At 67.5% G+C, this 23684-nt stretch carries 22 protein-coding genes; 11 read left to right on the top strand and 11 right to left on the bottom strand.

What is annotated here, in order from left to right:
* Nucleotides 1-87 precede the first annotated feature (87 nt).
* Together scpA and Ga0080574_RS06820 are read right to left on the bottom strand one after the other, a co-directional pair.
* The gene (gene scpA, locus Ga0080574_RS06815) at nucleotides 88-2217 is read right to left on the bottom strand and encodes a methylmalonyl-CoA mutase (protein ID WP_076696375.1); all 2130 of its coding nucleotides are present in this window, start codon (nucleotides 2215-2217) and stop codon (nucleotides 88-90) included.
* Nucleotides 2180-3160, bottom strand: coding sequence for a hypothetical protein (locus Ga0080574_RS06820; protein ID WP_076696378.1), 981 nt, complete (start codon nucleotides 3158-3160; stop codon nucleotides 2180-2182). The genes scpA and Ga0080574_RS06820 overlap by 38 nt, the downstream gene beginning before the upstream one ends.
* A 136-nt stretch (nucleotides 3161-3296) precedes the next feature.
* Here Ga0080574_RS06820 and Ga0080574_RS06825 point away from each other — a divergent pair, with 136 nt between their 5' ends.
* Complete coding sequence (locus Ga0080574_RS06825) at nucleotides 3297-3755, top strand: DUF4174 domain-containing protein (protein WP_076696380.1); 459 nt, start codon at nucleotides 3297-3299, stop codon at nucleotides 3753-3755.
* A 102-nt stretch (nucleotides 3756-3857) separates the two neighbouring features.
* Here the strand turns inward: Ga0080574_RS06825 and Ga0080574_RS06830 are convergent, their stop codons facing one another.
* The 7 genes from Ga0080574_RS06830 to Ga0080574_RS06855 all read right to left on the bottom strand — a co-directional run bounded on the left by Ga0080574_RS06830 (nucleotide 3858) and on the right by Ga0080574_RS06855 (nucleotide 9717).
* Complete coding sequence (locus tag Ga0080574_RS06830; RefSeq protein ID WP_076696382.1) at nucleotides 3858-5858, bottom strand: acetyl-CoA carboxylase biotin carboxylase subunit; 2001 nt, start codon at nucleotides 5856-5858, stop codon at nucleotides 3858-3860.
* A 140-nt stretch (nucleotides 5859-5998) separates the two neighbouring features.
* Entirely contained in the window at nucleotides 5999-6208 is a 210-nt protein-coding gene (locus tag Ga0080574_RS06835; RefSeq protein ID WP_076696385.1) for a hypothetical protein, read from the bottom strand.
* Nucleotides 6209-6569: 361 nt separating this feature from the next.
* Complete coding sequence (locus Ga0080574_RS06840; RefSeq protein WP_076696387.1) at nucleotides 6570-6926, bottom strand: hypothetical protein; 357 nt, start codon at nucleotides 6924-6926, stop codon at nucleotides 6570-6572.
* Nucleotides 6927-6998: 72 nt separating this feature from the next.
* Nucleotides 6999-7139: a hypothetical protein gene (locus Ga0080574_RS26190; protein WP_017467604.1), complete on the bottom strand. Its 141-nt coding sequence runs from the start codon at nucleotides 7137-7139 to the stop codon at nucleotides 6999-7001.
* A gap of 214 nt (nucleotides 7140-7353) precedes the next feature.
* Nucleotides 7354-7830 carry a DUF6497 family protein gene (locus tag Ga0080574_RS06845; protein WP_237219332.1) on the bottom strand — a complete coding sequence of 159 codons (477 nt, stop codon included), beginning with the start codon at nucleotides 7828-7830 and terminating at the stop codon, nucleotides 7354-7356.
* Entirely contained in the window at nucleotides 7827-8165 is a 339-nt protein-coding gene (locus tag Ga0080574_RS06850; protein ID WP_076696389.1) for a hypothetical protein, read from the bottom strand. Before Ga0080574_RS06850 ends, Ga0080574_RS06845 begins: the two co-directional genes overlap by 4 nt.
* A 19-nt stretch (nucleotides 8166-8184) precedes the next feature.
* Complete coding sequence (locus tag Ga0080574_RS06855) at nucleotides 8185-9717, bottom strand: acyl-CoA carboxylase subunit beta (protein WP_076696391.1); 1533 nt, start codon at nucleotides 9715-9717, stop codon at nucleotides 8185-8187.
* Between the two features lie 184 nt (nucleotides 9718-9901).
* Here Ga0080574_RS06855 and Ga0080574_RS06860 point away from each other — a divergent pair, with 184 nt between their 5' ends.
* The 9 genes from Ga0080574_RS06860 to Ga0080574_RS06900 all read left to right on the top strand — a co-directional run bounded on the left by Ga0080574_RS06860 (nucleotide 9902) and on the right by Ga0080574_RS06900 (nucleotide 19350).
* On the top strand, nucleotides 9902-11122 hold the full coding sequence (locus Ga0080574_RS06860) for a multidrug effflux MFS transporter (RefSeq protein WP_076696393.1): 1221 nt from the start codon (nucleotides 9902-9904) through the stop codon (nucleotides 11120-11122).
* A gap of 97 nt (nucleotides 11123-11219) precedes the next feature.
* Nucleotides 11220-12611: a helix-turn-helix domain-containing protein gene (locus Ga0080574_RS06865; RefSeq protein ID WP_076696395.1), complete on the top strand. Its 1392-nt coding sequence runs from the start codon at nucleotides 11220-11222 to the stop codon at nucleotides 12609-12611.
* A gap of 318 nt (nucleotides 12612-12929) precedes the next feature.
* Entirely contained in the window at nucleotides 12930-13217 is a 288-nt protein-coding gene (gene gatC, locus Ga0080574_RS06870; RefSeq protein WP_076696397.1) for an Asp-tRNA(Asn)/Glu-tRNA(Gln) amidotransferase subunit GatC, read from the top strand.
* Nucleotides 13214-14722, top strand: a complete 1509-nt coding sequence (gene gatA, locus Ga0080574_RS06875; protein ID WP_076696400.1) for an Asp-tRNA(Asn)/Glu-tRNA(Gln) amidotransferase subunit GatA — start codon at nucleotides 13214-13216, stop codon at nucleotides 14720-14722. Before gatC ends, gatA begins: the two co-directional genes overlap by 4 nt.
* Before the next feature lie 11 nt (nucleotides 14723-14733).
* Nucleotides 14734-15429, top strand: coding sequence for a hypothetical protein (locus tag Ga0080574_RS06880; RefSeq protein ID WP_076696402.1), 696 nt, complete (start codon nucleotides 14734-14736; stop codon nucleotides 15427-15429).
* Nucleotides 15390-16085 (top strand): N-acetylmuramoyl-L-alanine amidase, encoded by a 696-nt coding sequence (locus Ga0080574_RS06885; RefSeq protein ID WP_076696404.1) that lies wholly within the window; start codon nucleotides 15390-15392, stop codon nucleotides 16083-16085. The genes Ga0080574_RS06880 and Ga0080574_RS06885 overlap by 40 nt, the downstream gene beginning before the upstream one ends.
* Before the next feature lie 124 nt (nucleotides 16086-16209).
* Nucleotides 16210-16911 carry a metal-dependent hydrolase gene (locus Ga0080574_RS06890; protein WP_076696406.1) on the top strand — a complete coding sequence of 234 codons (702 nt, stop codon included), beginning with the start codon at nucleotides 16210-16212 and terminating at the stop codon, nucleotides 16909-16911.
* A 61-nt stretch (nucleotides 16912-16972) separates the two neighbouring features.
* Complete coding sequence (locus Ga0080574_RS06895) at nucleotides 16973-17974, top strand: GT-B fold glycosyltransferase domain-containing protein (protein WP_076696408.1); 1002 nt, start codon at nucleotides 16973-16975, stop codon at nucleotides 17972-17974.
* A gap of 98 nt (nucleotides 17975-18072) precedes the next feature.
* Nucleotides 18073-19350: an O-acetylhomoserine aminocarboxypropyltransferase/cysteine synthase family protein gene (locus tag Ga0080574_RS06900; RefSeq protein WP_076696410.1), complete on the top strand. Its 1278-nt coding sequence runs from the start codon at nucleotides 18073-18075 to the stop codon at nucleotides 19348-19350.
* Between the two features lie 64 nt (nucleotides 19351-19414).
* On the opposite strand, the gene Ga0080574_RS06905 is transcribed toward Ga0080574_RS06900, so the two are convergent.
* Together Ga0080574_RS06905 and Ga0080574_RS06910 are read right to left on the bottom strand one after the other, a co-directional pair.
* Entirely contained in the window at nucleotides 19415-19951 is a 537-nt protein-coding gene (locus Ga0080574_RS06905; protein WP_083716786.1) for an MOSC domain-containing protein, read from the bottom strand.
* A 5-nt stretch (nucleotides 19952-19956) separates the two neighbouring features.
* The gene (locus Ga0080574_RS06910; RefSeq protein WP_076696415.1) at nucleotides 19957-20643 is read right to left on the bottom strand and encodes an SIMPL domain-containing protein; all 687 of its coding nucleotides are present in this window, start codon (nucleotides 20641-20643) and stop codon (nucleotides 19957-19959) included.
* 167 nt (nucleotides 20644-20810) lie between these two features.
* Here Ga0080574_RS06910 and Ga0080574_RS06915 point away from each other — a divergent pair, with 167 nt between their 5' ends.
* Nucleotides 20811-23648, top strand: coding sequence for a hypothetical protein (locus Ga0080574_RS06915; RefSeq protein ID WP_076696417.1), 2838 nt, complete (start codon nucleotides 20811-20813; stop codon nucleotides 23646-23648).
* Nucleotides 23649-23684: the final 36 nt, after the last annotated feature.

Raw genomic sequence — 23684 nt, forward strand, 5'->3', positions numbered from 1 at the left:
CCGTGTGGATTTTGTGTCTCTCCGGAGGTCGGACGGGCCGGTTTCGGCCCGTCCGGGAGAGGTTTACGTAACGCCTTTACGCGGCGATCAGCCCCGCGCCTCGCGGATCAGCTTGAGGATATCCTGCGCCGCGTCGGGGATATTGGTGCCCGGGCCGAAGATCGCCTTCACCCCGGCATCGTAGAGGAACTGGTAATCCTGATGCGGGATCACCCCACCGCAGATCACGATGATATCCTCGGCCCCCTGCGCCTTCAGCGCGGCGATGAGCTGCGGTGCCAGCGTCTTGTGGCCGGCTGCCTGCGACGAGATCCCGACGATATGCACGTCGTTGTCGATGGCGTCCTGCGCCGCCTCTTCGGGGGTCTGGAAGAGCGGGCCCACATCGACGTCAAAGCCGATATCGGCAAAGGCCGTGGCGATCACCTTGGCGCCCCGGTCATGGCCGTCCTGCCCCATCTTGACCACCAGCATACGCGGGCGGCGGCCTTCTTCCTCGGCGAAATCGTCCACCGCCTTCTGGATCGCGGCAAAGCCCTCGTCGCCCTCGTAGGCGGCGCCATAGACGCCCGCGAGCGTCTTTACCTCGGCCCGGTGACGGCCGAACACCTTTTCCATCGCCATGCTGATTTCCCCAACGGAGGCCCGGGCACGGGCCGCTTCCACCGCGGCTTCCAGCAGGTTGCCGCCCTCTTTCGCGCGCCGTTCCAGCTCGGCCAGCGCGGCGTCGCAGGCGGGCTGGTCCCTCTCGCTGCGGATACGCTCCAGCGCCTTCACCTGACCGTCACGCACCTTGGCGTTGTCGATATCGAGAATGTCGAGATCGTCTTCTTTCTCGAGCCGGTACTTGTTGACGCCGACGATCACGTCGTCGCCCCGGTCGATATCGGCCTGACGCCGCGCCGCCGTCTCCTCGATGCGCAGCTTGGGCATGCCGGAGGCCACCGCCTTGGTCATGCCGCCCATCTCGTCGACCTCCTCGATCAGCTTCCACGCCGCCTCGGCCAAATCGGCGGTGAGCTTTTCGACATAGTAGGAGCCCGCCATCGGATCGACGACCTTGGTCACGCCGGTCTCTTCCTGGAGGATGAGCTGGGTGTTGCGCGCGATCCGCGCCGAGAATTCGGTCGGCAGCGCGATCGCCTCGTCGAGCGCGTTGGTGTGCAGCGACTGGGTGCCGCCCAGAACCGCGCTCATCGCCTCATAGGCGGTGCGGATGACGTTGTTATACGGGTCCTGCTCGGCCAGCGACACGCCAGAGGTCTGGCAGTGGGTACGCAGCATCTTGGAGCGGGCGGATTGCGCCCCCAGCTCGGTCATGATGCGCGCCCAGAGCATGCGCGCGGCGCGCAGCTTGGCGATCTCCATGAAGAAGTTCTTACCGATGGCAAAGAAGAACGACAGCCGCCCGGCGAACTTGTCGATATCCATGCCGGCATCCATTGCCGTCTTCACGTATTCCTTGCCGTCCGCCAGCGTATAGGCCAGCTCCTGCACCAGGTTCGCGCCGGCCTCCTGCATGTGATAGCCGGAGATCGAGATCGAGTTGAATTTCGGCATCTCGTTCGAGGTATATTCGATGATGTCCGAGATGATCCGCATCGAGGGTTCGGGCGGATAGATATAGGTGTTCCGCACCATGAACTCTTTGAGGATGTCGTTCTGGATCGTGCCCGAGAGCAGCGCGCGGTCGTGGCCCTGCTCCTCGCCGGTGACGATGAAGTTGGCCAGCACCGGGATCACCGCGCCGTTCATGGTCATCGAGACCGAGACCTTGTCGAGCGGGATGCCGTCGAAGAGGATCTTCATGTCCTCGACGCTGTCGATGGCGACGCCCGCCTTGCCGACATCGCCCACCACGCGCGGGTGGTCGCTGTCATAGCCCCGGTGGGTGGCAAGGTCGAAGGCCACGGACACGCCCTGCTGCCCGGCGGCCAGCGCCTTGCGGTAGAAGGCGTTTGATTCCTCCGCCGTCGAAAAGCCGGCATATTGCCGGATCGTCCAGGGGCGCCCGGCATACATCGTCGCCTTGACGCCGCGGGTGAAGGGCTCGAACCCCGGCAGCTCGCCGATCTGCGGCAGCCCTTCCACGTCCTCGGCGGTATAGAGCGGCTTGACCTCGATGCCTTCCAGCGTGTCCCAGGTCAGATCCTCCAGCGGGCGGCCCCGCAGCTCCTTTTCAGCGAGATTGCGCCAATCGTCCGTCTTGGCTGTCATCGTCTTGTCCTCTCTCTCTGGGAGCCGGCGGCCAGTTGATCCTGTCCTGTCCGGGCTCCGGGTCTTCCGTCAGTCGGGCCAGACCATCCGCCCCGGCGCGCAGCCAGAACAGATCGTCCGCATAGGTTTCGCGCAGGCGGGCGGCCTGCCCGGGCGAGAACGGCATCCAGCGCCCCTCGCCCTCGGGCAACGCAGCGGCGGCCGCGCCGCGTTCGGCCAGCAGCACCCGCAGCCGTGCCAGATCGGGCCCGCGATGTTCCCAGATCCCGCCGGACGGCAGCGGCGGCGCAAAGCGCAGCCCCGCCGCATGCATCAGCAGCCGGTCGGGGCGCGACGCAAAGCGTTCGAAGGGCGTGACCAGCAGCTCCGTTCCCGGCAGTGCCGCGGCGATATCGGCGATCACCGGGCGCCAGCTCTGCTCGCGCGCCGCCAGCGCGTCGATCTGCGCCACATCCGGCGGCGGCAGGCCGCGCCCGACGAGAAAGGCCAGCGCCGAGGCCCACCACATCTCGGGCGAGCGGATCTGCAACACCGTGCGGCGCACCGGGCCAAACGCCTCCGCCACCCGCGCCAGCCGCTGGCCGGCCTGCGGATAGGGTCGCCGCGCGCGCAGGCAGGCGCGCGGACTGCCCAGCATATCCTCGTCCGTGACCAGCAGCAGCGGCAGCTCGCGCCGCGCCGAGGCCGCGACCGCAAGCCGGACCCTCCCCGTGGCGCGCCGCGCCGAGGCCGCGACCGCAAGCCGGACCCTCCCCGTGGCGCGCCGCGCCGCCACCGGATCGGCAGACGGCGCCATCAGCCCGTGAAACAGCCCGTTGCGGGTGCGCCACGGCCCCCAGAAGCCGACGCCCTGCCCCGCCAGAGGCGCGTCGGCGCCGCGCAGATAGGTCTGAAACGTGGTCGAGCCCGCGCGATGGGCCCCGAGATGCAGGACGATGTCCATTCCGGTCCGTCTCCATATGGGAAATCCGCGCCATCATGCGCCCCTCCCCATGAGAAACCGGTTAAGTCCGGAAAAATTCGCGCGCGCCGCTGCGAAACGCTGTGCAGAGCCGGCGCGCGCGCCTATATCTGAGGGTATGAAGCGCTGCATCACCCTTGTGTCGATTGGATTTTTCACCCTCACCGCCGGGCTCGGCGCGGCGCAGGGCGCCGAACCGACCGAGGCCGAGACGATCCGCCCCGCCGATGAGGCCACGCTGGAGGAGTTCCTCTGGATCAAGCGCCCGCTGGTGGTCTTTGCCGACAACCCCGCCGATCCGCGATATGTGCAGCAGATGCAGCTCATCACCGAGCGGCTCGATGCGCTGGAAGAGCGCGATGTGATCGTGATCACCGACACCGATCCCTCGGCGCGCTCGCCGATCCGGCGCAAGCTGCGCCCGCGCGGCTTCATGTTCACGCTGATCGCCAAGGACGGCACGGTCATCATCCGCAAGCCCGCGCCCTGGGACGTGCGCGAGATCTCGCGCTCCATCGACAAGCAGCCGCTGCGCCAGCAGGAGGTGCGCGACCAGCACGGGACATTGCAACAATAACTCCGCCCGCGCCGACCGCCGCGCCAGGACACCAGCCCGCCCTCCGCCGCCGTGATGGCGACGGGCAGACCGGCATCGTGTCTCAGCGCGGCGTGCATGGGATCACTCGAACTCCATGATCACATCGTCGACGGCGAGGCTGTCGCCCGGACCGGCGTTGATCTTCTTCACGGTGCCCTTGCGTTCGGCGCGCAGGATGTTCTCCATCTTCATCGCCTCGACGGTGCAGAGCGCCTGGCCCTCCTGCACCTCGTCGCCCTCGGCCACGTTCATCTTCACGATGAGGCCGGGCATCGGGCAGAGCAGCATCTTGGAGGTATCCGGCGGCAGCTTTTCGGGCATCAGCCGGGCGAGCTCGGCCTGGCGCGGGCTGCGCACATGCACCTTGAGATCGGCGCCGCGCGAGCGGATGCGGAACCCGCCCGAGATCTTGCCGACCTTGAGCACCAGCGGCGCGCCGTTCACCGTCATATGCGCCAGCGACTGACCCGGGGTCCAGTCGCCGTCGACGCGGATCTCAGCCCCGTCGGCGAAGCGCACGGTCGCGCCCTGCTTGTCCGCCGCGATGGAAACCGCGAATTCCTGGCCCTGCAACGCGATGTTCCACTCGTCGCCGACCTTGCGCTCGTGATTGTCGAGCGTGCCCGAGATGCGCGCGCGGCGGATCTCGGCGACGCGGTTCATCGCCGCCGCCGCCGCCGCGATGTCGCGCAGCTTGTCCTCGGAAAGCGTGACGCCCTCGAAGCCCTCGGGATATTCCTCGGCGATGAAGGCGGTGGAAATATTGCCGGTGATGAAACGCTCGTGATCCATCACCGCCGCGACGAAGGGCAGATTGTGACCGATGCCCTCGACCTCGAAACTGTCGAGCGCGTTGCGCATGGTCTCGATCGCCTCGGCGCGGGTGTGGCCCCAGGTGCAGAGCTTGGCGATCATCGGGTCGTAATACATCGAGATCTCGCCGCCCTCGTAGACGCCGGTATCGTTGCGCACGAGCCCCTCGCCCAGCTTGCCCTCTGCCGGCGGACGGTAGCGGGTCAGACGGCCGATGGAGGGCAGGAAGTTGCGATACGGGTCTTCGGCATACAGCCGGTTCTCGATGGCCCAGCCGTTGATCTTGACGTCGTCCTGGGTGATGCTCAGCGCTTCGCCATTGGCGACGCGGATCATCTGCTCCACCAGGTCGATGCCGGTGATCAGCTCGGTCACCGGGTGTTCCACCTGAAGGCGGGTGTTCATTTCCAGGAAGTAGAAATTCTTGTCGCCGTCGACGATGAATTCCACCGTACCGGCGCTGGTGTAATCCACCGCGTTGGCCAGTGCCACCGCCTGCTCGCCCATCGCCTTGCGGGTCTCGGGGTCGAGGAACGGGCTCGGCGCCTCTTCGACCACCTTCTGGTTGCGGCGCTGGATCGAGCATTCGCGCTCGTTCAGCCACAGCCCGTTGCCATGCGCGTCGCAGAGCACCTGAATCTCGATATGGCGCGGCTGGGTGACGAATTTCTCGATGAAGATCCGGTCATCGCCAAAGGAGCTCGCCGCCTCGTTCTTGGACGACTGGAAGCCCTCGCGCGCCTCCTCGTCGTTCCAGGCGATGCGCATGCCCTTGCCGCCACCGCCGGCGGAGGCCTTGATCATCACCGGATAGCCAATCTCCTGGCTGATCTTCACCGCCTCGTCGGCATCCTCGATGAGCCCCATATAGCCCGGCACGGTGCTGACGCCGGCTTCCTGGGCCAGCTTCTTGGAGGTGATCTTGTCGCCCATCGCCTCGATGGCGCCCTTGGGCGGTCCGATGAAGGCGACGCCGGCGGCTTCGAGCGCATCGGCGAATTTCGGGTTCTCGGACAGGAAGCCATAGCCCGGATGCACCGCCTGCGCGCCGGTCTGCTTGATGGCGTCCATGATCTTGTCGATGATGATGTAGGACTGGTTCGCCGGCGGCGGGCCGATATGCACCGCCTCGTCGGCCATCTCCACATGCAGCGCATGCTTGTCGGCATCGGAATAGACGGCCACCGTCTTGATGCCCATCTTCTGCGCCGACTTGATGACCCGGCAGGCGATCTCGCCGCGGTTGGCGATCAGGATCTTCTCGAACATATCTGTCCCTTTCCTACATATTCTTCAGGCCGCGCGGTGCACCCGCGTCTCCGGCCACGAAAAAGCCACCGGTGCCGGTGGCACCGATGGCTTGCATAAACTCTACCGTTTCAGCGCCGAAACCGGCGCCGGTCTGGTGATCAGTTACAGTATTGCGGCGTGACGTCGTCACAGACGGTGCCTGCTGCGGCACCCACTGCCGCGCCGACCATCCCGTCGCCACCGAGCGCGCGGTCTGCCAGATAGCCGCCGCCGGCGCCAAGGCCCGCGCGACCGATATCCGAGGTCTCGCAGGCTGCGACGGTGAAGAGGCCGAGAACGGCGACGATGCGAAGAGCGGTTTTGGCCATGAGACAAACTCCCTGTGATGGTTGCGATCTGCGTATCTCACGCTCACAACGACACGTTCCGTCGGGAGGTTCCAAGAAATTCGTGCAGTGCGGTGGAAACCGGCGGCGCGGCGCCTGCTGCCGGCGGAAAACCGCACGCGAGATGCAGGGAAAAGAAAGGCGGACGGACGGCCAGGGGATGCGCCGTGCCGCCCGCCAGGGGAAGGGTAACGGTGAATGAGCTGCGTCCTACGGAGACGCGGAACCACTCGCAACACCCCCAGCGTGCACGACTCGCCGCGCACCGCATAGCGGTATCTGCCGCACAACTTAAACTCGGCGCCCTTCCGCGCATACTCTCCCATGGGTGGCAAAATCACGCTCATTCCGTCCCCTCCTCGAAGGCTTCGGGAAAGGCCGCGCGCGCCGCCTGCTCGTCGATGACCAGCATCGCCTCGTAGCTTTCAGGATCGAACGGGTCGTCATAGGGCAGCACTTCGCGCCCGAAGAGCCACGAGAGCCGCCCGGCGTCGAGATTGCCGCGTTCGAAAGGCTCGGTGCCAAAATGCGCCCAGAGCGATGCCATGAAGGCCAGATCGGCGCGCTTGTCGGGGCTGCGCCGGTCGCGGTAGCGCTCGCGCCGCACGATCGGTGTCACACCCTTGGGGTTGGCACGCCGGATTGTGAACTGGAAATCTGTGCCGGGCAGACGGCCCGGAAAGCCGCGGTGTTTCAGCATCGCCCGCCCTCCTGACCGAAGGGCACCGCGCGGGGCGAAAGGGGGACGGGCCCGCAGGCCCGCCCCGGAATCTTACTTGTACTTGCCGGTGTAGACGGGCTCGGTGCTGATCGGCTCGGGGTCGACCACAACGAACTCTTCTTCCTGCTGGCCACCGCAAGCGGCAAGGCCGAACAGACCCAGCATGGCGAGAACTTTGATGCTCTTGGACATCTCTTACTCCTGTCAGGTTCAACGAAACCGACAGGACCTGTTGGCCCTGCCTGTCCTCGTTCCGAGGTAACGATTGCTTGGGTGCAATCCGAGTCGACCATATCCGAATTCCAAACCGAAAGATATCGGGGCCGCGCGCATGCGGCCACCTGTGGCGGCAAAGCCGCAGTCCCCTGCCCACATGAGAATTGCCCCGCAAGATATTGTGGACGCATCAGAAAGCCTCCCAGATGCAGCGACCGTCCCGCAGGCTGTAGGCCTCGAAATACTGCCGTATTCCCGGCGAAGGATCGCCGAATTCCACCGGCTCCGCCATGAGCGAGATCACGATGCGCGCCGGCACCGGTTCGGCGCCGGAAAGCTCCCCCGCCGCCACGTCCTGGCAGAGGAAATCCATGTCGCCGGAGACCTCCTCATAGGGGCGCGGACTGTCGCCGCCGATCTCGGGCGCGACGAATCGGAAGCGATAGATCGCCCCCTCGCCCGGCGCATCCATGCGCATGTCGTGAAACGCCACCGGCATGCCCGAGGGCACTGCCACCGGCGCGTCCTCCGCCAGCGCCAACGCAGGACCGGCGAGGCACAGTGCCAGAAGCAGCCCCCGTCCCGGCCCCCGCGCCGGGACCTCCCGGCCGGCCATGAGGCCCCGGATCGGGTCCGGGGCGCGTCGCAGCCCGTGAATGCCTTTCATGACGACCACCTCACCCAGCGCGCGCGATTGCCCGCATCCTCCAGAACCCCCGCGATACAGGCCTCGGCCTGCGCCCTTGGCGCCCGGCCCTCGACACGGCCACCGGCGCGCAGAACCGTGCCCTCCGGCCCGTCGCTGACCCAGACGCAGGGCGAAAAGCCGCGCAGATGCTGGAGCGCGCGCCAGAGATCCTGGCGCACCTGATGCGCCAGCCGCGCCCTGCGCGCGACCGGCGGCAGCCGCGTCTCGACGCTCAGATCGAAACGCGCCGGCCAGCGGCGGGCGAGGATCAGCGCCCCGTCCTGCTGCTGCATGTACCAGCCCCTGCGGCCCATGACTCCTCCCAGAACCGGCTCAGAGCGGGATATTGTCGTGCTTCTTCCACGGATTGCTGAGCTTCTTGTTGCGCAGCATGGCAAAGGCACGGCTGACCCGGCGGCGGGTGGAGCGGGGCTGGATCACCTCGTCGATAAAGCCGCGTTCCGCTGCCACGAAGGGATTGGCGAAGCGGTCTTCGTAATCGGCGGTGTGCTTGGCGATCTTCTCCGCATCGCCGAGATCGGCGCGGTGGATGATCTCGGTCGCGCCCTTGGCACCCATCACCGCGATCTCGGCGGTGGGCCAGGCATAGTTGACGTCGCCGCGCAGATGCTTGGAGCTCATCACGTCATAGGCGCCGCCATAGGCCTTGCGGGTGATGACGGTCACCTTCGGCACCGTCGCCTCGCCATAGGCAAAGAGCAGCTTCGCGCCGTGCTTGATGACGCCGCCATATTCCTGACCGGTGCCCGGCAGGAAGCCCGGCACGTCGACGAAGGTCAGCAGCGGGATCTCGAAACAGTCGCAGAAGCGCACGAAACGCGCGGCCTTCTTCGAGCTGTCGATGTCGAGACAGCCGGCCAGCACCATCGGCTGGTTGGCCACCACGCCCACGGTCTGGCCTTCGAGACGGATGAAGCCGGTGACGATGTTCTTGGCGTGCTCTTCCTGGATCTCGTAGAAATCGCCCTCATCCGCGACCTTCAGGATCAGTTCCTTCATGTCATAGGGCTGGTTGGCGTTTTCCGGAATGATCGTGTCGAGCGAGCTTTCCACCCGGTCGACATCGTCGAAGAACGGCCGCACCGGCGGTTTCTCGCGGTTGTTGAGCGGCAGGAAGTCGACCAGCCGCCGCACCTCGGCCAGCGCCTCGACATCGTTCTCGAAGGCGCCGTCGGCGACGGAGGATTTCTTGGTATGGGTGGAGGCCCCGCCCAGCTCCTCGGCGGTCACCACCTCGTTGGTCACGGTCTTCACCACATCGGGGCCGGTGACGAACATGTAGGAGGTGTCTTTCACCATGAAGATGAAATCGGTCATGGCGGGGGAATAGACCGCGCCGCCGGCGCAGGGCCCCATGATGACCGAGATCTGCGGGATCACGCCCGAGGCCTCGATATTGCGCTGGAAGATCTCGGCATAGCCGGCCAGCGAATCGACGCCTTCCTGAATCCGCGCGCCGCCCGAATCGTTGAGCCCGATCACCGGCGCGCCGTTCTGCATCGCCATATCCATGATCTTGCAGATCTTCATCGCATGGGTGGCCGAGACGGAGCCGCCCAGAACGGTGAAGTCCTGACTGAAGACATAGACCATGCGGCCGTTGATCGTCCCCCAGCCGGTGACCACGCCGTCACCGTAGGGGCGGTTCTTTTCCATGCCGAAATCGGTGCAGCGATGGGCGACGAACATGTCGTATTCTTCGAAACTGCCCTCGTCGAGCAGGACCTCGATCCGTTCGCGCGCGGTCAGCTTGCCCTTGGCGTGCTGCGCATCAATCCGCTTCTGGCCCCCTCCGAGCCGCGCCCCGCTGCGGCGCTCTTCCAGTTCATGCAGAATGTCTTTCATGGCCGTCCCTTTCGTTTGTCAGGACCATACAGAGGCGGCTTATCCACTCAAGTCAAATTCGGCAAATTTGCAAAGACGGAAAATACTTCTGATCGCAAAATGCAAATCCGCAAATAGCGCGCAATTCTCGTATCGCGCGTCAAGCCGAATGGACATTCCCGCGTTTCGGTCCTACCCCTTGCTCATGCAAACCGCGCCGAAGGTCCGTTTTCTGGACCGCACGACTCCGCCTCATATTGTCACACTTATCCTGCTCGCGGGCGTGTCGGCGCTTGCGATGAACGTGTTTTTGCCCTCGTTGCCCAACATGGCGGCGCATTTCAACACCGAATACCGGCTCATGCAGCTCTCGGTGGCGATCTACCTGGGGGTGAACGCGGTGCTGCAAATCCTTGTCGGGCCGATTTCCGACAAGGTCGGGCGGCGACCGGTGATTCTCTGGGGCATGGGGCTGTTTCTCGTGGCCACGCTTGGCTGCATCTTCGCGCCCAATATCGCTGTCTTCCTCATCTTCCGGATGTGCCAGGCCGTGGTGGTCGTTTCCATGGTGCTGAGCCGCGCCGTGGTGCGCGACATGGTCCCGCAGGATCAGGCCGCCTCGATGATCGGCTACGTGACCATGGGGGTCGCCGTGGTGCCGATGGTCGGGCCGGTCTTTGGCGGCATGCTGGATCAGGCCTTTGGCTGGCAGGCCTCTTTCTGGCTGCTCTTTCTCGTCGGGCTGGCCATCCTGTGGCTGAGCTGGCGCGATCTGGGCGAGACCTCCGTCTCCAGCGGCCTGTCGCTGGCGCAGCAGTTCAGCGAATACCCCGAGCTGTTCCGCAGCCCGCGCTTCTGGGGCTATGCGCTGACCTGCGCGCTGTCCTCGGGGGCGTTCTTTGCCTATCTCGGCGGCGCGCCCTTCGTTGGATCACAGGTCTTCGGTCTCGACCCGGCGACGCTGGGCTTCTTCTTCGGCGCCCCGGCGGTGGGGTACTTCTTTGGCAACGGACTCTCGGGCCGCTATTCCGCCCGCTTCGGGATCAATCAGATGATCCTCTGGGGCTGCGCCATCGTCACGGCTGGCCTGGCGATGGCGCTGCTGCTGTTCTGGGCCGGCTTCCAGTCGCCGCTGACCTTCTTCGGCTTCATGACCTTTGTCGGTTTCGGCAATGGCATGACCATCCCCAACGCCACCGCCGGCGCGCTGTCGGTACGCCCGCATCTGGCGGGCACCGCCTCGGGCCTCAGCGGCGCGATCATGATCGGCGGCGGCGCGGCGCTCTCGGCGCTGGCCGGGGCGCTGCTGCAACCGGGCACCGGCGCCTGGCCGCTGCTCTGGCTGATGTTCGTCACCTGCGCCGCCTCCATCGTCTCGATCCTGCTGGTGATGCGCCGCGAAAAACGGCTGGCCGGGCTGCTCTGAGCCCCTCCCCGACCATCGCGGGGCTGGACCTGCCGCGCGAGATTTGCAAACTAGCGAACCATCCCGCGCAAATCCGCAAACGGGCGAGGAGGGGACGATGGCCACACGCAAGCTCTATGCGGGCGCCAAGCTGCGCGATCTGCGCGGACGGCTCGGGCTGACGCAAAAGGATTTCGCCGCCAAGCTCGGCATCTCGCTGCCCTATCTGAACCAGATGGAGAACAACAACCGCCCCGTCAGCACCACCGTGGTGCTGGCCCTGGCGCAGGAATTCGGCTTTGACGTCACCGAGCTCGGCCAGGGCGACAGCGAGCGGCTGGTCACCGACATGCGCGAGGCACTGGCCGATCCGGTCTTTGGCGAGACGCCGCCGCTGGCCGATCTGCGGCTCACCGCGTCGAACGCCCCCGCCCTCGCCCGCGCCTTTCTGGAACTGCACCGCGCCTATCGCCAGACCCATGAGCGGCTGGCCAGTCTCGACGAGGCGCTGGGGCGCGAGGGTGCGCAACTCCAGCCCTCCCCCTGGGAGGAGGTGCGCGATTTCTTCCATTATTGCGACAATTATATCGACGCGGTGGATCGCGCGGCGGAGCATTTCGCAAACGGGCTGAACGGCGAGATGCGCGGCGCGGTGATCGCGCGGCTGCGCGAACGCGGCATCGCGGTCGAGATGGCCCACAGCGTGACTCTGCGTGCCTACGACCCGGCGCGCAAGCAGCTCACCCTGTCGAGCCTGGTGCCGCCGGAGACGCAGAATTTCCAGCTGCTGGTGCAGGTGGCGCTGCTGCGGCAGAACGATCTGCTGGAGGCGACGCTGGATCTGGGCCGTTTCCAGTCCGACGCCGCCCGCGCCATCGCCAAGCTGGGGCTCGCGAATTACTTCGCCGGCGCCGCGCTGATGCCCTATGGCCGCTTCCTCGCCGCGGCGCAGGAGACGCGCCACGATCTGGAACTGCTCGCCGCCCGCTTCGGCGCCTCGATCGAACAGGTGGCGCATAGGCTCTCGACGCTGCAACGGCCCGGCGCAAAGGGCATCCCGTTCTTCTTCGCCCGGGTCGATCAGGCCGGCACCATCACCAAGCGGCACTCGGCCACGCGGCTGCAATTCGCCCGTTTCGGCGGCGCCTGCCCGCTTTGGAATGTGCACCGCGCCTTCGAGACCCCGGGCCGCTTCCTGCGCCAGCTTGCCGAGACGCCGGACGGGGTGCGCTATGTGCTGCTCGCCCGCGACGTCACCAAGCGCGGCGGCCATTTCGGCGCGCCGGTGCGGCGCTATGCCATGGCGCTGGGATGCGAGGTCAAACATGCCGGCGCGCTGGTCTATGCGGACGGGCTCGATCTGGGACGCGACGGCGCGTTCGAGCCCATCGGCATCTCCTGCCGGATCTGCGAGCGCACCGATTGCCACCAGCGCTCGGTGCCACCGCTGGAAAAGCGGCTCTCGATCCACCCCGAGCGTCGCGAAGTGCTGCCCTATTCGCTGGAATGAGCCCGGCCCGCGGTGCGGTGGGCAAATTGCCCACCCTACCCCGCCCGGCATGACAGACCCCGTGCATGCGAACGCCTTCGGCGGGCGTATTTGCAAAGAGAAGAAACGCAAGAGAGCGCCCCTGCCCTCTTCTTCTCTTCTACAAATACGCACAACCTGCCCTGGACGCCTGCTCGGCCTCGCCGGCTCTGCACCCGTAGGGTGGGCAATTCTGCCCACCACCCACTCAAGCCGCCGCTGCCCAAACCCGACCGCTTGCGACCGCAGACGCGGCGGAGTAAAGCGGGCAGGACAAATTCAGGACAACGGAGATCCCCGATGTCGATCGACACCGATACCGCCGCGCGTGTGGCGAAGCTCGCCCGGATCCGGGTGGAAGACGACCAGCTCCCCGCGCTGGCGCAGGAATTCTCCAATATCCTCGATTTCATCGAACAGCTGAACGAGGTGGATGTGGAGGGCGTCGAGCCCATGGTCTCGGTCACGCCGATGCGGCTCAAGCGCCGTCAGGACGGCGTCACCGATGGCGGCATGCAGGACAAGATCCTCTCCAACGCCCCCGATGCCCGCGAGGGCTTTTTTGCCGTGCCGAAGGTGGTCGAATGAGCGATCTGACAAAGATGAAACTGGCCGAGGCGCGCGACGCGCTGCGCGCCGGCGATGTGACGAGCGTGGAACTGACCGAGGCCTGCCTCTCGGCCATCGAGGGCGCGGGCGCGCTCAATGCCTTTGTGCACAAGACCCCGGAGCTCGCCCGCGAACAGGCGCAGGCCGCCGATGCCCGCATCAAAACCGGCGACGCGCCGGCGATGTGCGGCATCCCGATGGGGATCAAGGATCTCTTCTGCACGCGCGGCGTGGCCAGCCAGGCCGCCAGCCGCATTCTCGAAGGCTTCAAGCCGGAATACGAATCCACCGTCACCACGCAGCTTTTCGACGCCGGCGCGGTGATGCTGGGCAAGCTCAACATGGACGAGTTCGCCATGGGGAGCAGCAACGAGACCTCGTGCTACGGCAACACGGTGAACCCGTGGCGGCGCGGCAATGACGATACCGCCCTCACCCCCGGCGGCTCCTCCGGCGGCTCGGCGGCAGCCGTGGCGGCGGATCTCTGCCTTGCGGCCACCGGCACCGATACCGGCGGCTCGATCCGCCAGCCCGCGGCCTTCACCGGCATCACCGGCATCAAGCCCACCTACGGGCGCTGCTCGCGCTGGGGCATCGTGGCCTTTGCCAGCTCGCTCGATCAGGCCGGCCCGATGACCAAGGATGTGCGCGACAGCGCCATCCTGCTCAACGCCATGTGCGGCCACGACCCCAAGGACAGCACCTCCGCCGATCTGCCGGTGCCGGATTTCGAGGCGATGCTCACCGGCGACATCAAGGGCAAGACCATCGGCATCCCGCGCGAATACCGCATGGAGGGCATGCCCGAGGAGATCGAGGCGCTCTGGACCAGGGGCCGCGAGATGCTGGCCGATGCCGGCGCGAAGATCGTCGATATCTCGCTGCCGCATACGAAATACGCCCTGCCGGCCTATTACGTGATCGCCCCCGCCGAGGCCTCGTCGAACCTCGCGCGTTATGACGGGGTGCGCTACGGCCACCGCGCCACGCTCTCGCAGGGCGAAGGCATCAACGACATGTACGAGAAAACCCGCGCCGAGGGCTTCGGCCACGAGGTCCAGCGCCGCGTGATGGTCGGCACCTATGTGCTCTCGGCGGGCTTCTACGACGCCTATTACAACCGCGCTCGCAAGGTCCGCACGCTGATCAAGAAAGACTTCGAGGATGTCTTTGCCCAGGGCGTCGACGCGATCCTGACCCCGGCCACCCCCTCCGCCGCCTTCGGGCTCGGCGAGATGAAGGAGGCCGACCCGGTGCAGATGTATCTCAACGACGTTTTCACGGTGACGGTGAACCTTGCCGGGCTTCCGGGCGTTAGCGTCCCGGCGGGCATGGACAAGCAGGGCCTGCCGCTGGGGCTGCAACTGATCGGGCGGCCCTGGGAGGAAGGCGATCTGCTGAATACCGCCTACGCGCTGGAGCGCGCGGCCGGGTTTGTGGAAAAACCCGCCAAATGGTGGTACGAACGCGCAAAACAGGGGTGACGGGCAGTCAGATGAGAACGGTTTTCCTTTGCGGTGTGGCAGCGCTGGCGCTGTCGGCTTGTGCCACGACAACGGTTCCCGACAGCGGCGCCGGCGTGGGCTTCGGCGATTACCAGACCTATGCGCAGCGCCAAATGGCCGAGCAGGCGCAGGGCGGCGGCCAGAGCACCGTGCAGCCACCCACCGCCGTGGAAAGCCAGACGCTCGACAGCGCCGACGCGCAGGCGGCGGCAGAGGCCGCAGCCCAGAATTCCGGCGTCGCCCCTCTCGATGCGTCGCCCTCCAATCCGCCGCCGCAGGTCGTGACCAACGCCGCCGGCATCTCCAACGAGAACAATTTCGAGGCCGTCTCGGCCGAACGTGATATCGAGGCCGACGCCGCGCTGATCGCGCAGAATCGCGCGCAGTATCAGCTCGTCACGCCCACCGACCTGCCGCCGCGCCCGGACAGCGACGCGCCCAATATCGTGGAATACGCCCTGCGCACCACCAACCCGGTGGGCGCGCAACTCTACGAACGCCGCGGGCGCTATGATGGCAACCGCATCGCGCGCGCCTGCGGATCGTACAACTCCTCCGATCTCGCGCAGGAGGCCTTCCTCGCCGCCGGCGGCCCCGAGCGCGACCGCCGCGGGCTCGATCCGGATGGCGACGGTTTTGCCTGCGCATGGGACCCCGCGCCGTTCCGCGCGGCGCGCGGCGGCTGACACCGCTCTGGCACCCGAGCGACAATTTCGGCCCGCGCCGGCTTGGCGTGCGGGCCGATATGGTGGTGCTGCACTACACCGCGATGGAGGGCGCCGAGGCCGCGCGCGACTGGCTCTGCGCCGCTGAATCGAGTGTCTCCGCCCATTACGTGATCGGCCGCCACGGCACCTGCTGGCAGCTTGTGCGCGAGGACATGCGCGCCTGGCACGCCGGGCTCGGCGCCTGGGGCAGCGTCGCGGAGGTCAATTCGCGCTCCATCGGCATCGAGATCGCCAATACCGGCGCCGAGCCCTTTCCCGAACCGCAGATGGCCACGCTGGAATCCCTGCTCGCCGGCATCCTCGCCCGCTGGAATATCCCGCCGGAGCGGGTGATCGGTCATTCCGACCTGGCGCTGGGGCGCAAGATCGACCCCGGCCCGCGCTTCGACTGGGCGCGGCTGGCGCGGCGCGGGCTGGCGATCCATCCCTCGCCCGCGACACCCGGCGATTTCCACGCCGAGGCCCGCCGCGCCGGTTATGTCTTCGACGACACCCAGCACGCGACCCTGCTCGCCGCCTTCCGCGACCGCTTCCGCCCCGGCGCCAGGGGCCCGCTCTGCGATGCCGACCGCGCGCTCATGGCCGGTCTCGCGGCGCGCTGGCCCGCAGACTGAGCCCTCCGCCTGAGCCCTCCGCCCGGGCGCAGCCCCGCCCTTTCATCTTTCTAAAAATACTCCCCTTTACCCCCTCTCCGAACACGCTACCGTCGGGCCAATCGCAATACCGGAGGATTCCCCCATGAAGATCATCTGGCTCGGCCATGGCTCTTTCCGCATCGAGATCGAGGATCAGGTGCTGCTGATCGACCCCTGGCTCAGCGGCAACCCCCTGCTGCCCGACGAGCGTGCCGACGAGGCCACTGCCGGGGCGACGCAGATCCTCATCACCCATGGCCATTTCGACCACACCCAGGATATCGTCGCGGTCTCGCAAAAGACCGGCCTGCCGGTCTCGGGCATCTTCGAGCTGGTCGGCCTGCTGGAATCTCAGGGCGCCACCGCTGGCCACGCCTTCAACAAGGGCGGCACGGTGCAGTTCGGCAATGTCTCGGTGAGCATGGTGCCCGCCTCGCATTCCTCCTCGATGCAGATCGACGACAAGCCGGTCTATACCGGCATGGAAACCGGCTTTGTCATCAAGGGCGAGGGCCGCACGATCTATTTCTCGGGCGATACCACGATCATGTCCGACATGGCGTGGATCGGCGAGTATTACAAACCCGATATCGGCATGCTCAGCGCCGGCGGCTATTACACCATGGACATGGAAATGGCGGCCTGGGCCGCGTCGAAATATTTCGACTTCAAGACCGTGATCCCGATGCATTACCGCACCTTCCCGGCGCTGGCGCAATCCGCCGAGAAACTGGCCGCCGGCCTGCCCGGCGTGCGGGTGATCGAGCCGGAGGTGCTGGAGCCGATCACCCCCGATCCGGTCTGATCCGCGCTTTCGGATGCGCGCCCGGCCCCTATAGTGCCCCGAAAACAAGCGGGGCACGGGCATGACGGGGCATACAGAGGCGCAGCCGTTCAATGTGATGATCGTCGGCCAGGGCGGGCGGCTGCAATACGAGGCCATCCTCTTTGCCCTCTCTCTGGCCGCCACGACACGCAGTGACGGCATTCGGCTCTATGTGGCCGAACCGCAGCCCGGCCCGCTCTGGCCCGAGGATCCGCGCATCACCGATCCCGAGGCGCGCGCCCTGCTCGACGCGCATGGCGCGCGCCTCCTGCCCTTCGAGAGCCGGCATTTCGGCGCCCGATACCCCTATGGCAACAAGATCGAGGCGCTGCTCGCCCTGCCCGAGGGTGAGCCCTTCGTGTTCTTCGACACCGACACGCTGGTGCTCGATGATCTGGCGAAGGTGCCCTTCGATTTCTCCCGCCCCACCGCCTCGATGAAGCGCGAAGGCACCTGGCCGCAGATCGAGCTTTACGGGCCGGGCTATACCGAGACCTGGAAGGCGCTCTATGACCGGTTCGGGCTGGATTTCGAAAGCTCTCTGGATCTGCGCTGGCCCGACGAATACTGGCAACGCTATCTCTATTTCAACGCCGGGTTCTTTTTCTACGACTGCCCGCGCCGCTTCGGGCAGCGCTTTCTCGACTACGCGCTGTCGATCCGCGACGACCCGCCGCCCGAGCTGATCTGCCAGAGCCTCGATCCCTGGCTCGACCAGATCGCCCTGCCGCTGGTGATCCACAGTTTCGGCGGCGGGCGCGACACCCTGCCCGCGGGGCTGCTCGACGGCGCGGTCACCTGCCACTACCGCACCCTGCCGCTGCTCTACGCCCGCGAGCCCGACGCGGTGGTGGGGTTCCTCGAAGAGATCACGGCACCCAACAAGATCAAGAAGGTGCTCAAGCAATACGAGCCGATCAAACGCATGGTCTATCAGGGCCGCGGCCAGAAGGCGCGGGCGCTTTTCGACCGCGACGACCTGCCCCGGCGCGAACAGGCGATCCGCAACAAGCTGAAACGCGAAGGCTTCTGGATGCGCTAGGCGCGCGCGCCGCCCTCGCAATATCCGGCGCGCCCATGTTGTGAGCCACCGCGCAATCGCTTATCCCTGAAGGCAATCGCAGGAACAGGGAGGTTTCCATGACACACGGCTTCGACACGCTGCAAATCCACGCAGGCGCCCGGCCCGATCCGGCCACCGGCGCCCGGCAGACGCCGATCTACCAGACCACGGCCTATGTGTTTCGCGACGCCGATCACGCCGCCGCGCTCTTCAACCTTCAGGAAGTGGGCTATATCTACTCCCGCCTGACCAACCCCACCGTCGCCGCGCTGCAAGAGCGCGTCGCGACGCTGGAGGGCGGCGCGGGCGCGATCTGCTGCTCCTCGGGGCACGCGGCACAGATCCTCGCGCTCTTTCCGCTGATGGCGCCGGGGCGCAATATCGTCGCCTCGACACGGCTTTACGGCGGCACGATCACCCAGTTCAGCCAGACCATCAAACGCTTTGGCTGGTCCTGCACCTTTGTCGATTTCGACGATCTCGACGCGGTCGAGGCGGCGATTGACGACGACACCCGCGCGGTGTTCTGCGAGAGCATCGCCAACCCGGGCGGCTATGTCACCGATCTCGACGCCATCGCGGCGATTTCCGACAAGGCCGGCATTCCGCTCATCGTCGACAACACCTCGGCCACGCCTTACCTCTGCAAACCCATCGAGCACGGCGCCACCCTGGTGGTGCATTCGCTGACCAAATACATGACCGGCAACGGCACGGTCACCGGCGGCTGCGTGGTGGATTCGGGCAAGTTCGACTGGTCGGCCTCCGACAAGTTCCCCTCGCTCTCGGCGCCGGAGCCGGCCTATCACGGGCTGAAATTCCACGAGACCTTTGGCTCGCTGGCCTTCACCTTCCACGGCATCGCCATCGGCCTGCGCGATCTCGGCATGACGATGAACCCGCAGGGCGCGCATTACACGCTGATGGGCATCGAGACGCTGAGCCTGCGCATGCAGAAACATGTGGAGAACGCCACCCGCGTCGCCTCCTGGCTGGAAAACCACCCGGCGGTGGAGCAGGTCACCTATGCCGGCCTGCCCTCCTCGCCCTATAACGACCGGGTGGCCAAGATCTGCCCCAACGGCGCGGGCGGGCTGTTCACCGTGGCGCTCAAGGGCGGCTACGAGAGCTGCGTGAAATTCGTCGGCGCGCTGGAGATCTTCAGCCATGTGGCCAATCTCGGCGATGCGCGCAGCCTGGTGATCCATTCCGCCTCGACCACCCACCGCCAGCTCTCCGAAGAGCAGCAGATCGCGGCGGGCGCGGCGCCCAACGTGGTGCGGATCTCCATCGGGATCGAAGACCCCGAGGATCTCATCGCGGATCTGGATCAGGCGCTGACCAAGGCCGGCTGAGCCTTTGTCGGGAACCGGGCAGCCGCCGCGTCAGGTGGCTGCCCTTTTTGCATGCGCGAGCGGCTCAGACCCGCTCCAGCGGCAGATGCGGCGCCTCGGGCAGATGCACGGTGATCGCGTCGCCCGGGCGCACAAGCCCGCCCCGCGTCACCACCGCCATGATCCCCGCCCGGCGGATCAGCCTGCCATCCGCCCCGCGCATCAGCACCTCCGACAGCAGCCCGGGGCGAAAGCCCGAGATCTGCGCGCAGGGGTTGCGCAGACCGGTCACCTCGATTGCCGCCTCGCCGATCTCCAGCACCGTGCCGCGCGGCAGGCCCAGAAGGTCGAGCCCGCGCGTCGCGATATTCTCGCCCAGATCACCGGGCTGCAGATCGTAACCCTTTGCCGCCAGCTCCTCGAAGAGCTCGACCGCCAGCAGATGCACCTGGCGCAGATTGGGCTGGCTCGGATCCTGCGTCACGCGCGAGCGGTGCTGCACCGTCACGCCGCGATGGGCATCGCCCTCCACCCCCTCGCCCGCGATCAGCCGGATCGCGGCGCAGACGGGCTTGCTGAAGCGATGCGCCGCATCCTTCGCGACGGCGGCAACCTCGGCCACCGGACTCACTCGCCCAGAGCGAAGACCACGCTCACCCGGGCGTTCAGCACCGACTCGCCCGCCGCCACCGGCGCGGCAGAGACCCGCGCCATCTCCATCATCGGCGCCGGCGCATAGCCGCCGCCCGCCTCCGAGATCGACAGCACCGGCCCAAGCGTCACCCCGGCGGCCTCGGCCAGCACCTGAGCGCGCGACATCGCATCCGCCACCGCGTCGCGGCGCGCCTCGTTCATCACCGGATCCGGCTCCTGCAAACCGAAGGTCAGCCCCGACAGGCGGTTGGCCCCGTCCTCGGTCACCGCGCCCAGCACCTCGCCGAGCTGGTCCAGATCGCGCACCCGCACGGTCAGCCGGTTGCTCGCCTGATACCCCTCGATCTCGCGCCCGCGCCCCTGGCCGTAATCGTTCCAGACCGGTTGCAGGCCGATATCCGAGGTCTGCCGGTCGCGCGGCGCGATCCCCAGCGTGTCGAGCCGGGCGAGAATCGCCGCCGCGACCTGGTTGGCCTCCTCCATCGCGGCGCCGGGCTCTTCGTTCTGCGCGGTCACGCCAAGCGTCACGGTGGCCATGTCGGGCACGGCGGCGGCCTGACCTTCGCCGGTCACGGTCATCCGGGGGCTGTCGTCCTGGGCCAGCGCCACGGCGGGCGGCATCATCAGAACGCAGAGCGCGGCAAGGGCAAAGCGGCGCATGGAATCCTCCTTTGGTCATGCGGATCTTTGCCTAACATCCTTCGCCCGCCCTCCGCCCGCAAGGGTCTGCGGCGAAAGCTTTCTTTCACTAAGCGGAGAGCTGCTGTAGACTGAGGCCCCACGCCTTGGGACTCCCCACGGCACACGAGCAGTGATAGAGACCGTGCATGGCACCGAATTTCGCGCTTTCCCTCTCTTTCGAAGGCATCGCCCTGCTGCGCCGTGCCGGCACCGGCTGGATCCGTCTGAGCGAGGTTGCGCTGGATCGCGACGATCTCGACGCGGCCCTGCGCGCGCTGCACGAAGAGGCCGAGACCGCCGCCCCGGACGGGGCAAAGGTCATCCTCGTGCTGCCCAACGAGCAGATCCGCTATCTCGACCTGCCCGATCCCGGCGGCGATGACGCGACGCGCGGTGCGACTGTGCGCGCGGCGCTCGACGGGGCCACGCCCTACGCGGTGGACGAGCTGGTGATCGACTGGTCGCGGCGCGGCGACACGCTGCTCGCCGCCGCCGTCGCGCGCGAGACGCTGGAGGAGGCCGACGGGTTCATCCGCGCCCACGGGTTCGATCCGGTGAGCTTCACCGCAATGCCCGAGGCCGGCAGCTTCGAGGGTCCGGCGTTTTTCGGCGCCGCGCCGGGCTGGAGCGGCACGCCGCCCGAGCGGTTGTCGCAACCGATCCGGATCGTCGCCGCGCCCGAACCGGAGCCCGCCCCTAAGCCAGAGCCCGTCCCTGAACCCCAACCGGAGGCCCCCGCCGAACAGACGGCGCCGGATATCCCCGCGGCGGCGCTGGCACCGCTGCCGGAGCCGGCCCCCACAAAGGCCGAGGAGCCTCCCGCGCCGGCGGAGCCCGAGATCGCCAGGAGCGAAACGACATCTCCGACGCCCCCCAAGACGGAGGCAGCAAAGGAGGCGGAAAAGGCCGCGCCCGCCGAAACGCCGCCGTCAGCGGACGACGTTCCCAAAGCAGAGCCAAAGGACGAGACAGAGACCCCCGGCCCCGCCAGCTTCGGACAAGGGGTCTTCGGCCCCGGCGGCAATGCCCGCGCCGACACGATCCCCGCGCCGGAGAACGAGGCGCCCCGGCTGCGCGCCGCGCCCGCGCCCGGCAAGACCCCGCCGCTGCCCGGCGCCGGCGCTGCGGCCTCCGGCCCCGCGCCGAGCTTTACCAGCATCCGCGCCACCCGCGATCTGCCGCCCGCCGCCCCCGCGCCCTCGGTACAGCCGGCAGCGGAGCCCGGCACGGGCGCGGCGAAAGGCAAGGCCAAGCTCCGCGCCCGTGAGGCGGATGGTGCGGCGCCCGTGCCGCCCGCGCCTGTGCCGCCAGCGGCAACGCCTGCAAAGGAAAAGGACGGGCTCGGCAAGCGCGCGCGCGCCGCGCTGAGCGGCCCGGCACGCGGCAAGGCCAAACCCGCCGAAACGAAACAGCCGCAAGCCCCGAAGAAACCCCGCAAAGCCGCCAAAGCCGCGCCCGCACCTGCGGCGCCCCCCGCCCCCGCACCTGCCGCTAAGAGCGCCCCGCCGGGGCCGCGCCCGGACGCGGTGCAAACCGCCGCGCTGCGCCGCAGCCGCAACGACGATCCCGGCCCTGCGACCGCGATGACCGCCGCCGCGACCTTCGATCTGGAAGAAGAGCGCCGCCGCATGACGGTGTTCGGCGCCCGCAATGGCGAGCCGATTGGCGGCAAGCCGCGCTATCTCGGGCTCATGCTGACCGCCGTGCTGCTGCTCTTCCTCGCCGGGGTAGCCGCCTGGGCGTCGGTCTTCCTCGACGAGGGGCTGTCGCGCTTCTTCGGCGGGTCGGATGTCACCGAAACCGCCGCCGTCGCGCCCCAGCCCGACGCCACACCGGCGCCGGTCGCGGCACCGGCCCCGGAGGCCGAAGACGAAACGGCCTTGACCGCGATCGAGCCTGCGCCCGTGGCACCACCACCACCGCCGCCCGCCCCGACCCCGATCCCGCCCGAGGGCGCGCAGGCCCCCACGCCCGAAGAGGCCGAGGCGCGCTATGCCGCCACCGGGATCTGGCAGCGCGCGCCCACCGCGCCGCTGGAGCCGGCGCCGGATCAGCTCGAAGATCTCTATGTCGCCTCGGTCGATCCCAAGGTCGGCCAGTTCGACGCGGTGGCCCTTCCCGAAGCGCCCGCCGCCGGCGACGATCTGCCGCTCGATCCGCAGCGGCTGCCGCCCGGCCCGGATGTCCGCTTCGATCTCGACGATCAGGGGCTGGTGCGCGCCACGCCCGAGGGCGCGATCTCGCCCGACGGGGTGCGGGTCTTTGCCGGGCAACCGCCGCAGGTGCCGCCAGCGCGCAGCATAGCCGAGACGCCCGACCCACCGGCATCAGACGCGGAGGCCGCGCCGCAGGAGGCCTCGGATCCGGCGCTTCAGCAGTTGCAGGAGCGCCGCCCGCAGGCCCGCCCCGGCGATCTCGTGGAGCAGACCGAGCGCGCCAATCTCGGCGGCATCTCGATTGCCGAGCTTTCCCGCAAGCGCCCGGCCCTGCGCCCGCTCAGCGCGCAGGAACAGGCGAGCGCGCAGGCGGAGGCCCAGCAGGCCGAGGATACCGCCGATCAGGCCGAGGACAGCGCCGAGCCCGACACGCCGCCCGCCACAGAGCTCGCCATCGCGAATTCGCTGGCGCCGCAGCCCCGCCCCGGCGACATGGCCGGCATCGTCCGCCGCGCCGAGCGCGAGACGGTGCAGACCGCCTCCACCGCCCCGGTGCGCATGCAGCCCGGCCCGCGCGTGCCGCAGAACACCAATGTGGCCAAGGAAGCGACGGTGCGGAACCAGATCAACCTGCGCCAGATGAATCTGATCGGGGTGTTCGGCAAGGCGTCGAGCCGCCGCGCGCTGGTGCGGCTGTCGAACGGGCGGCTGCAAAACGTCAAGGTGGGCGACCGGCTGGACGGCGGGCGCGTCGCCGCCATCGGGGAGTCCGAGCTGCAACTCACCAAGAGCGGGCGCAACATCGTGTTGCGGATGCCCAGCGGCTAAACCGGGCGCGCCGCAAATTCCTTCAAAGGAATTTGC

This window comes from Salipiger abyssi (assembly GCF_001975705.1).
GTDB classification, from domain to species: Bacteria; Pseudomonadota; Alphaproteobacteria; order Rhodobacterales; family Rhodobacteraceae; genus Salipiger; species Salipiger abyssi.

Bases quoted from the DNA above. Each gene is read 5' to 3' on its own strand.
- scpA (WP_076696375.1), bottom strand. From the start codon at position 2,217: ATGACAGCCAAGACGGACGATTGGCGCAATCTCGCTGAAAAGGAGCTG.
- Ga0080574_RS06820 (WP_076696378.1), bottom strand. From the start codon at position 3,160: ATGGACATCGTCCTGCATCTCGGGGCCCATCGCGCGGGCTCGACCACG.
- Ga0080574_RS06825 (WP_076696380.1), top strand. From the start codon at position 3,297: ATGAAGCGCTGCATCACCCTTGTGTCGATTGGATTTTTCACCCTCACC.
- Ga0080574_RS06830 (WP_076696382.1), bottom strand. From the start codon at position 5,858: ATGTTCGAGAAGATCCTGATCGCCAACCGCGGCGAGATCGCCTGCCGG.
- Ga0080574_RS06835 (WP_076696385.1), bottom strand. From the start codon at position 6,208: ATGGCCAAAACCGCTCTTCGCATCGTCGCCGTTCTCGGCCTCTTCACC.
- Ga0080574_RS06840 (WP_076696387.1), bottom strand. From the start codon at position 6,926: ATGCTGAAACACCGCGGCTTTCCGGGCCGTCTGCCCGGCACAGATTTC.
- Ga0080574_RS26190 (WP_017467604.1), bottom strand. From the start codon at position 7,139: ATGTCCAAGAGCATCAAAGTTCTCGCCATGCTGGGTCTGTTCGGCCTT.
- Ga0080574_RS06845 (WP_237219332.1), bottom strand. From the start codon at position 7,830: ATGAAAGGCATTCACGGGCTGCGACGCGCCCCGGACCCGATCCGGGGC.
- Ga0080574_RS06850 (WP_076696389.1), bottom strand. From the start codon at position 8,165: ATGGGCCGCAGGGGCTGGTACATGCAGCAGCAGGACGGGGCGCTGATC.
- Ga0080574_RS06855 (WP_076696391.1), bottom strand. From the start codon at position 9,717: ATGAAAGACATTCTGCATGAACTGGAAGAGCGCCGCAGCGGGGCGCGG.
- Ga0080574_RS06860 (WP_076696393.1), top strand. From the start codon at position 9,902: ATGCAAACCGCGCCGAAGGTCCGTTTTCTGGACCGCACGACTCCGCCT.
- Ga0080574_RS06865 (WP_076696395.1), top strand. From the start codon at position 11,220: ATGGCCACACGCAAGCTCTATGCGGGCGCCAAGCTGCGCGATCTGCGC.
- gatC (WP_076696397.1), top strand. From the start codon at position 12,930: ATGTCGATCGACACCGATACCGCCGCGCGTGTGGCGAAGCTCGCCCGG.
- gatA (WP_076696400.1), top strand. From the start codon at position 13,214: ATGAGCGATCTGACAAAGATGAAACTGGCCGAGGCGCGCGACGCGCTG.
- Ga0080574_RS06880 (WP_076696402.1), top strand. From the start codon at position 14,734: ATGAGAACGGTTTTCCTTTGCGGTGTGGCAGCGCTGGCGCTGTCGGCT.
- Ga0080574_RS06885 (WP_076696404.1), top strand. From the start codon at position 15,390: ATGGGACCCCGCGCCGTTCCGCGCGGCGCGCGGCGGCTGACACCGCTC.
- Ga0080574_RS06890 (WP_076696406.1), top strand. From the start codon at position 16,210: ATGAAGATCATCTGGCTCGGCCATGGCTCTTTCCGCATCGAGATCGAG.
- Ga0080574_RS06895 (WP_076696408.1), top strand. From the start codon at position 16,973: ATGACGGGGCATACAGAGGCGCAGCCGTTCAATGTGATGATCGTCGGC.
- Ga0080574_RS06900 (WP_076696410.1), top strand. From the start codon at position 18,073: ATGACACACGGCTTCGACACGCTGCAAATCCACGCAGGCGCCCGGCCC.
- Ga0080574_RS06910 (WP_076696415.1), bottom strand. From the start codon at position 20,643: ATGCGCCGCTTTGCCCTTGCCGCGCTCTGCGTTCTGATGATGCCGCCC.
- Ga0080574_RS06915 (WP_076696417.1), top strand. From the start codon at position 20,811: ATGGCACCGAATTTCGCGCTTTCCCTCTCTTTCGAAGGCATCGCCCTG.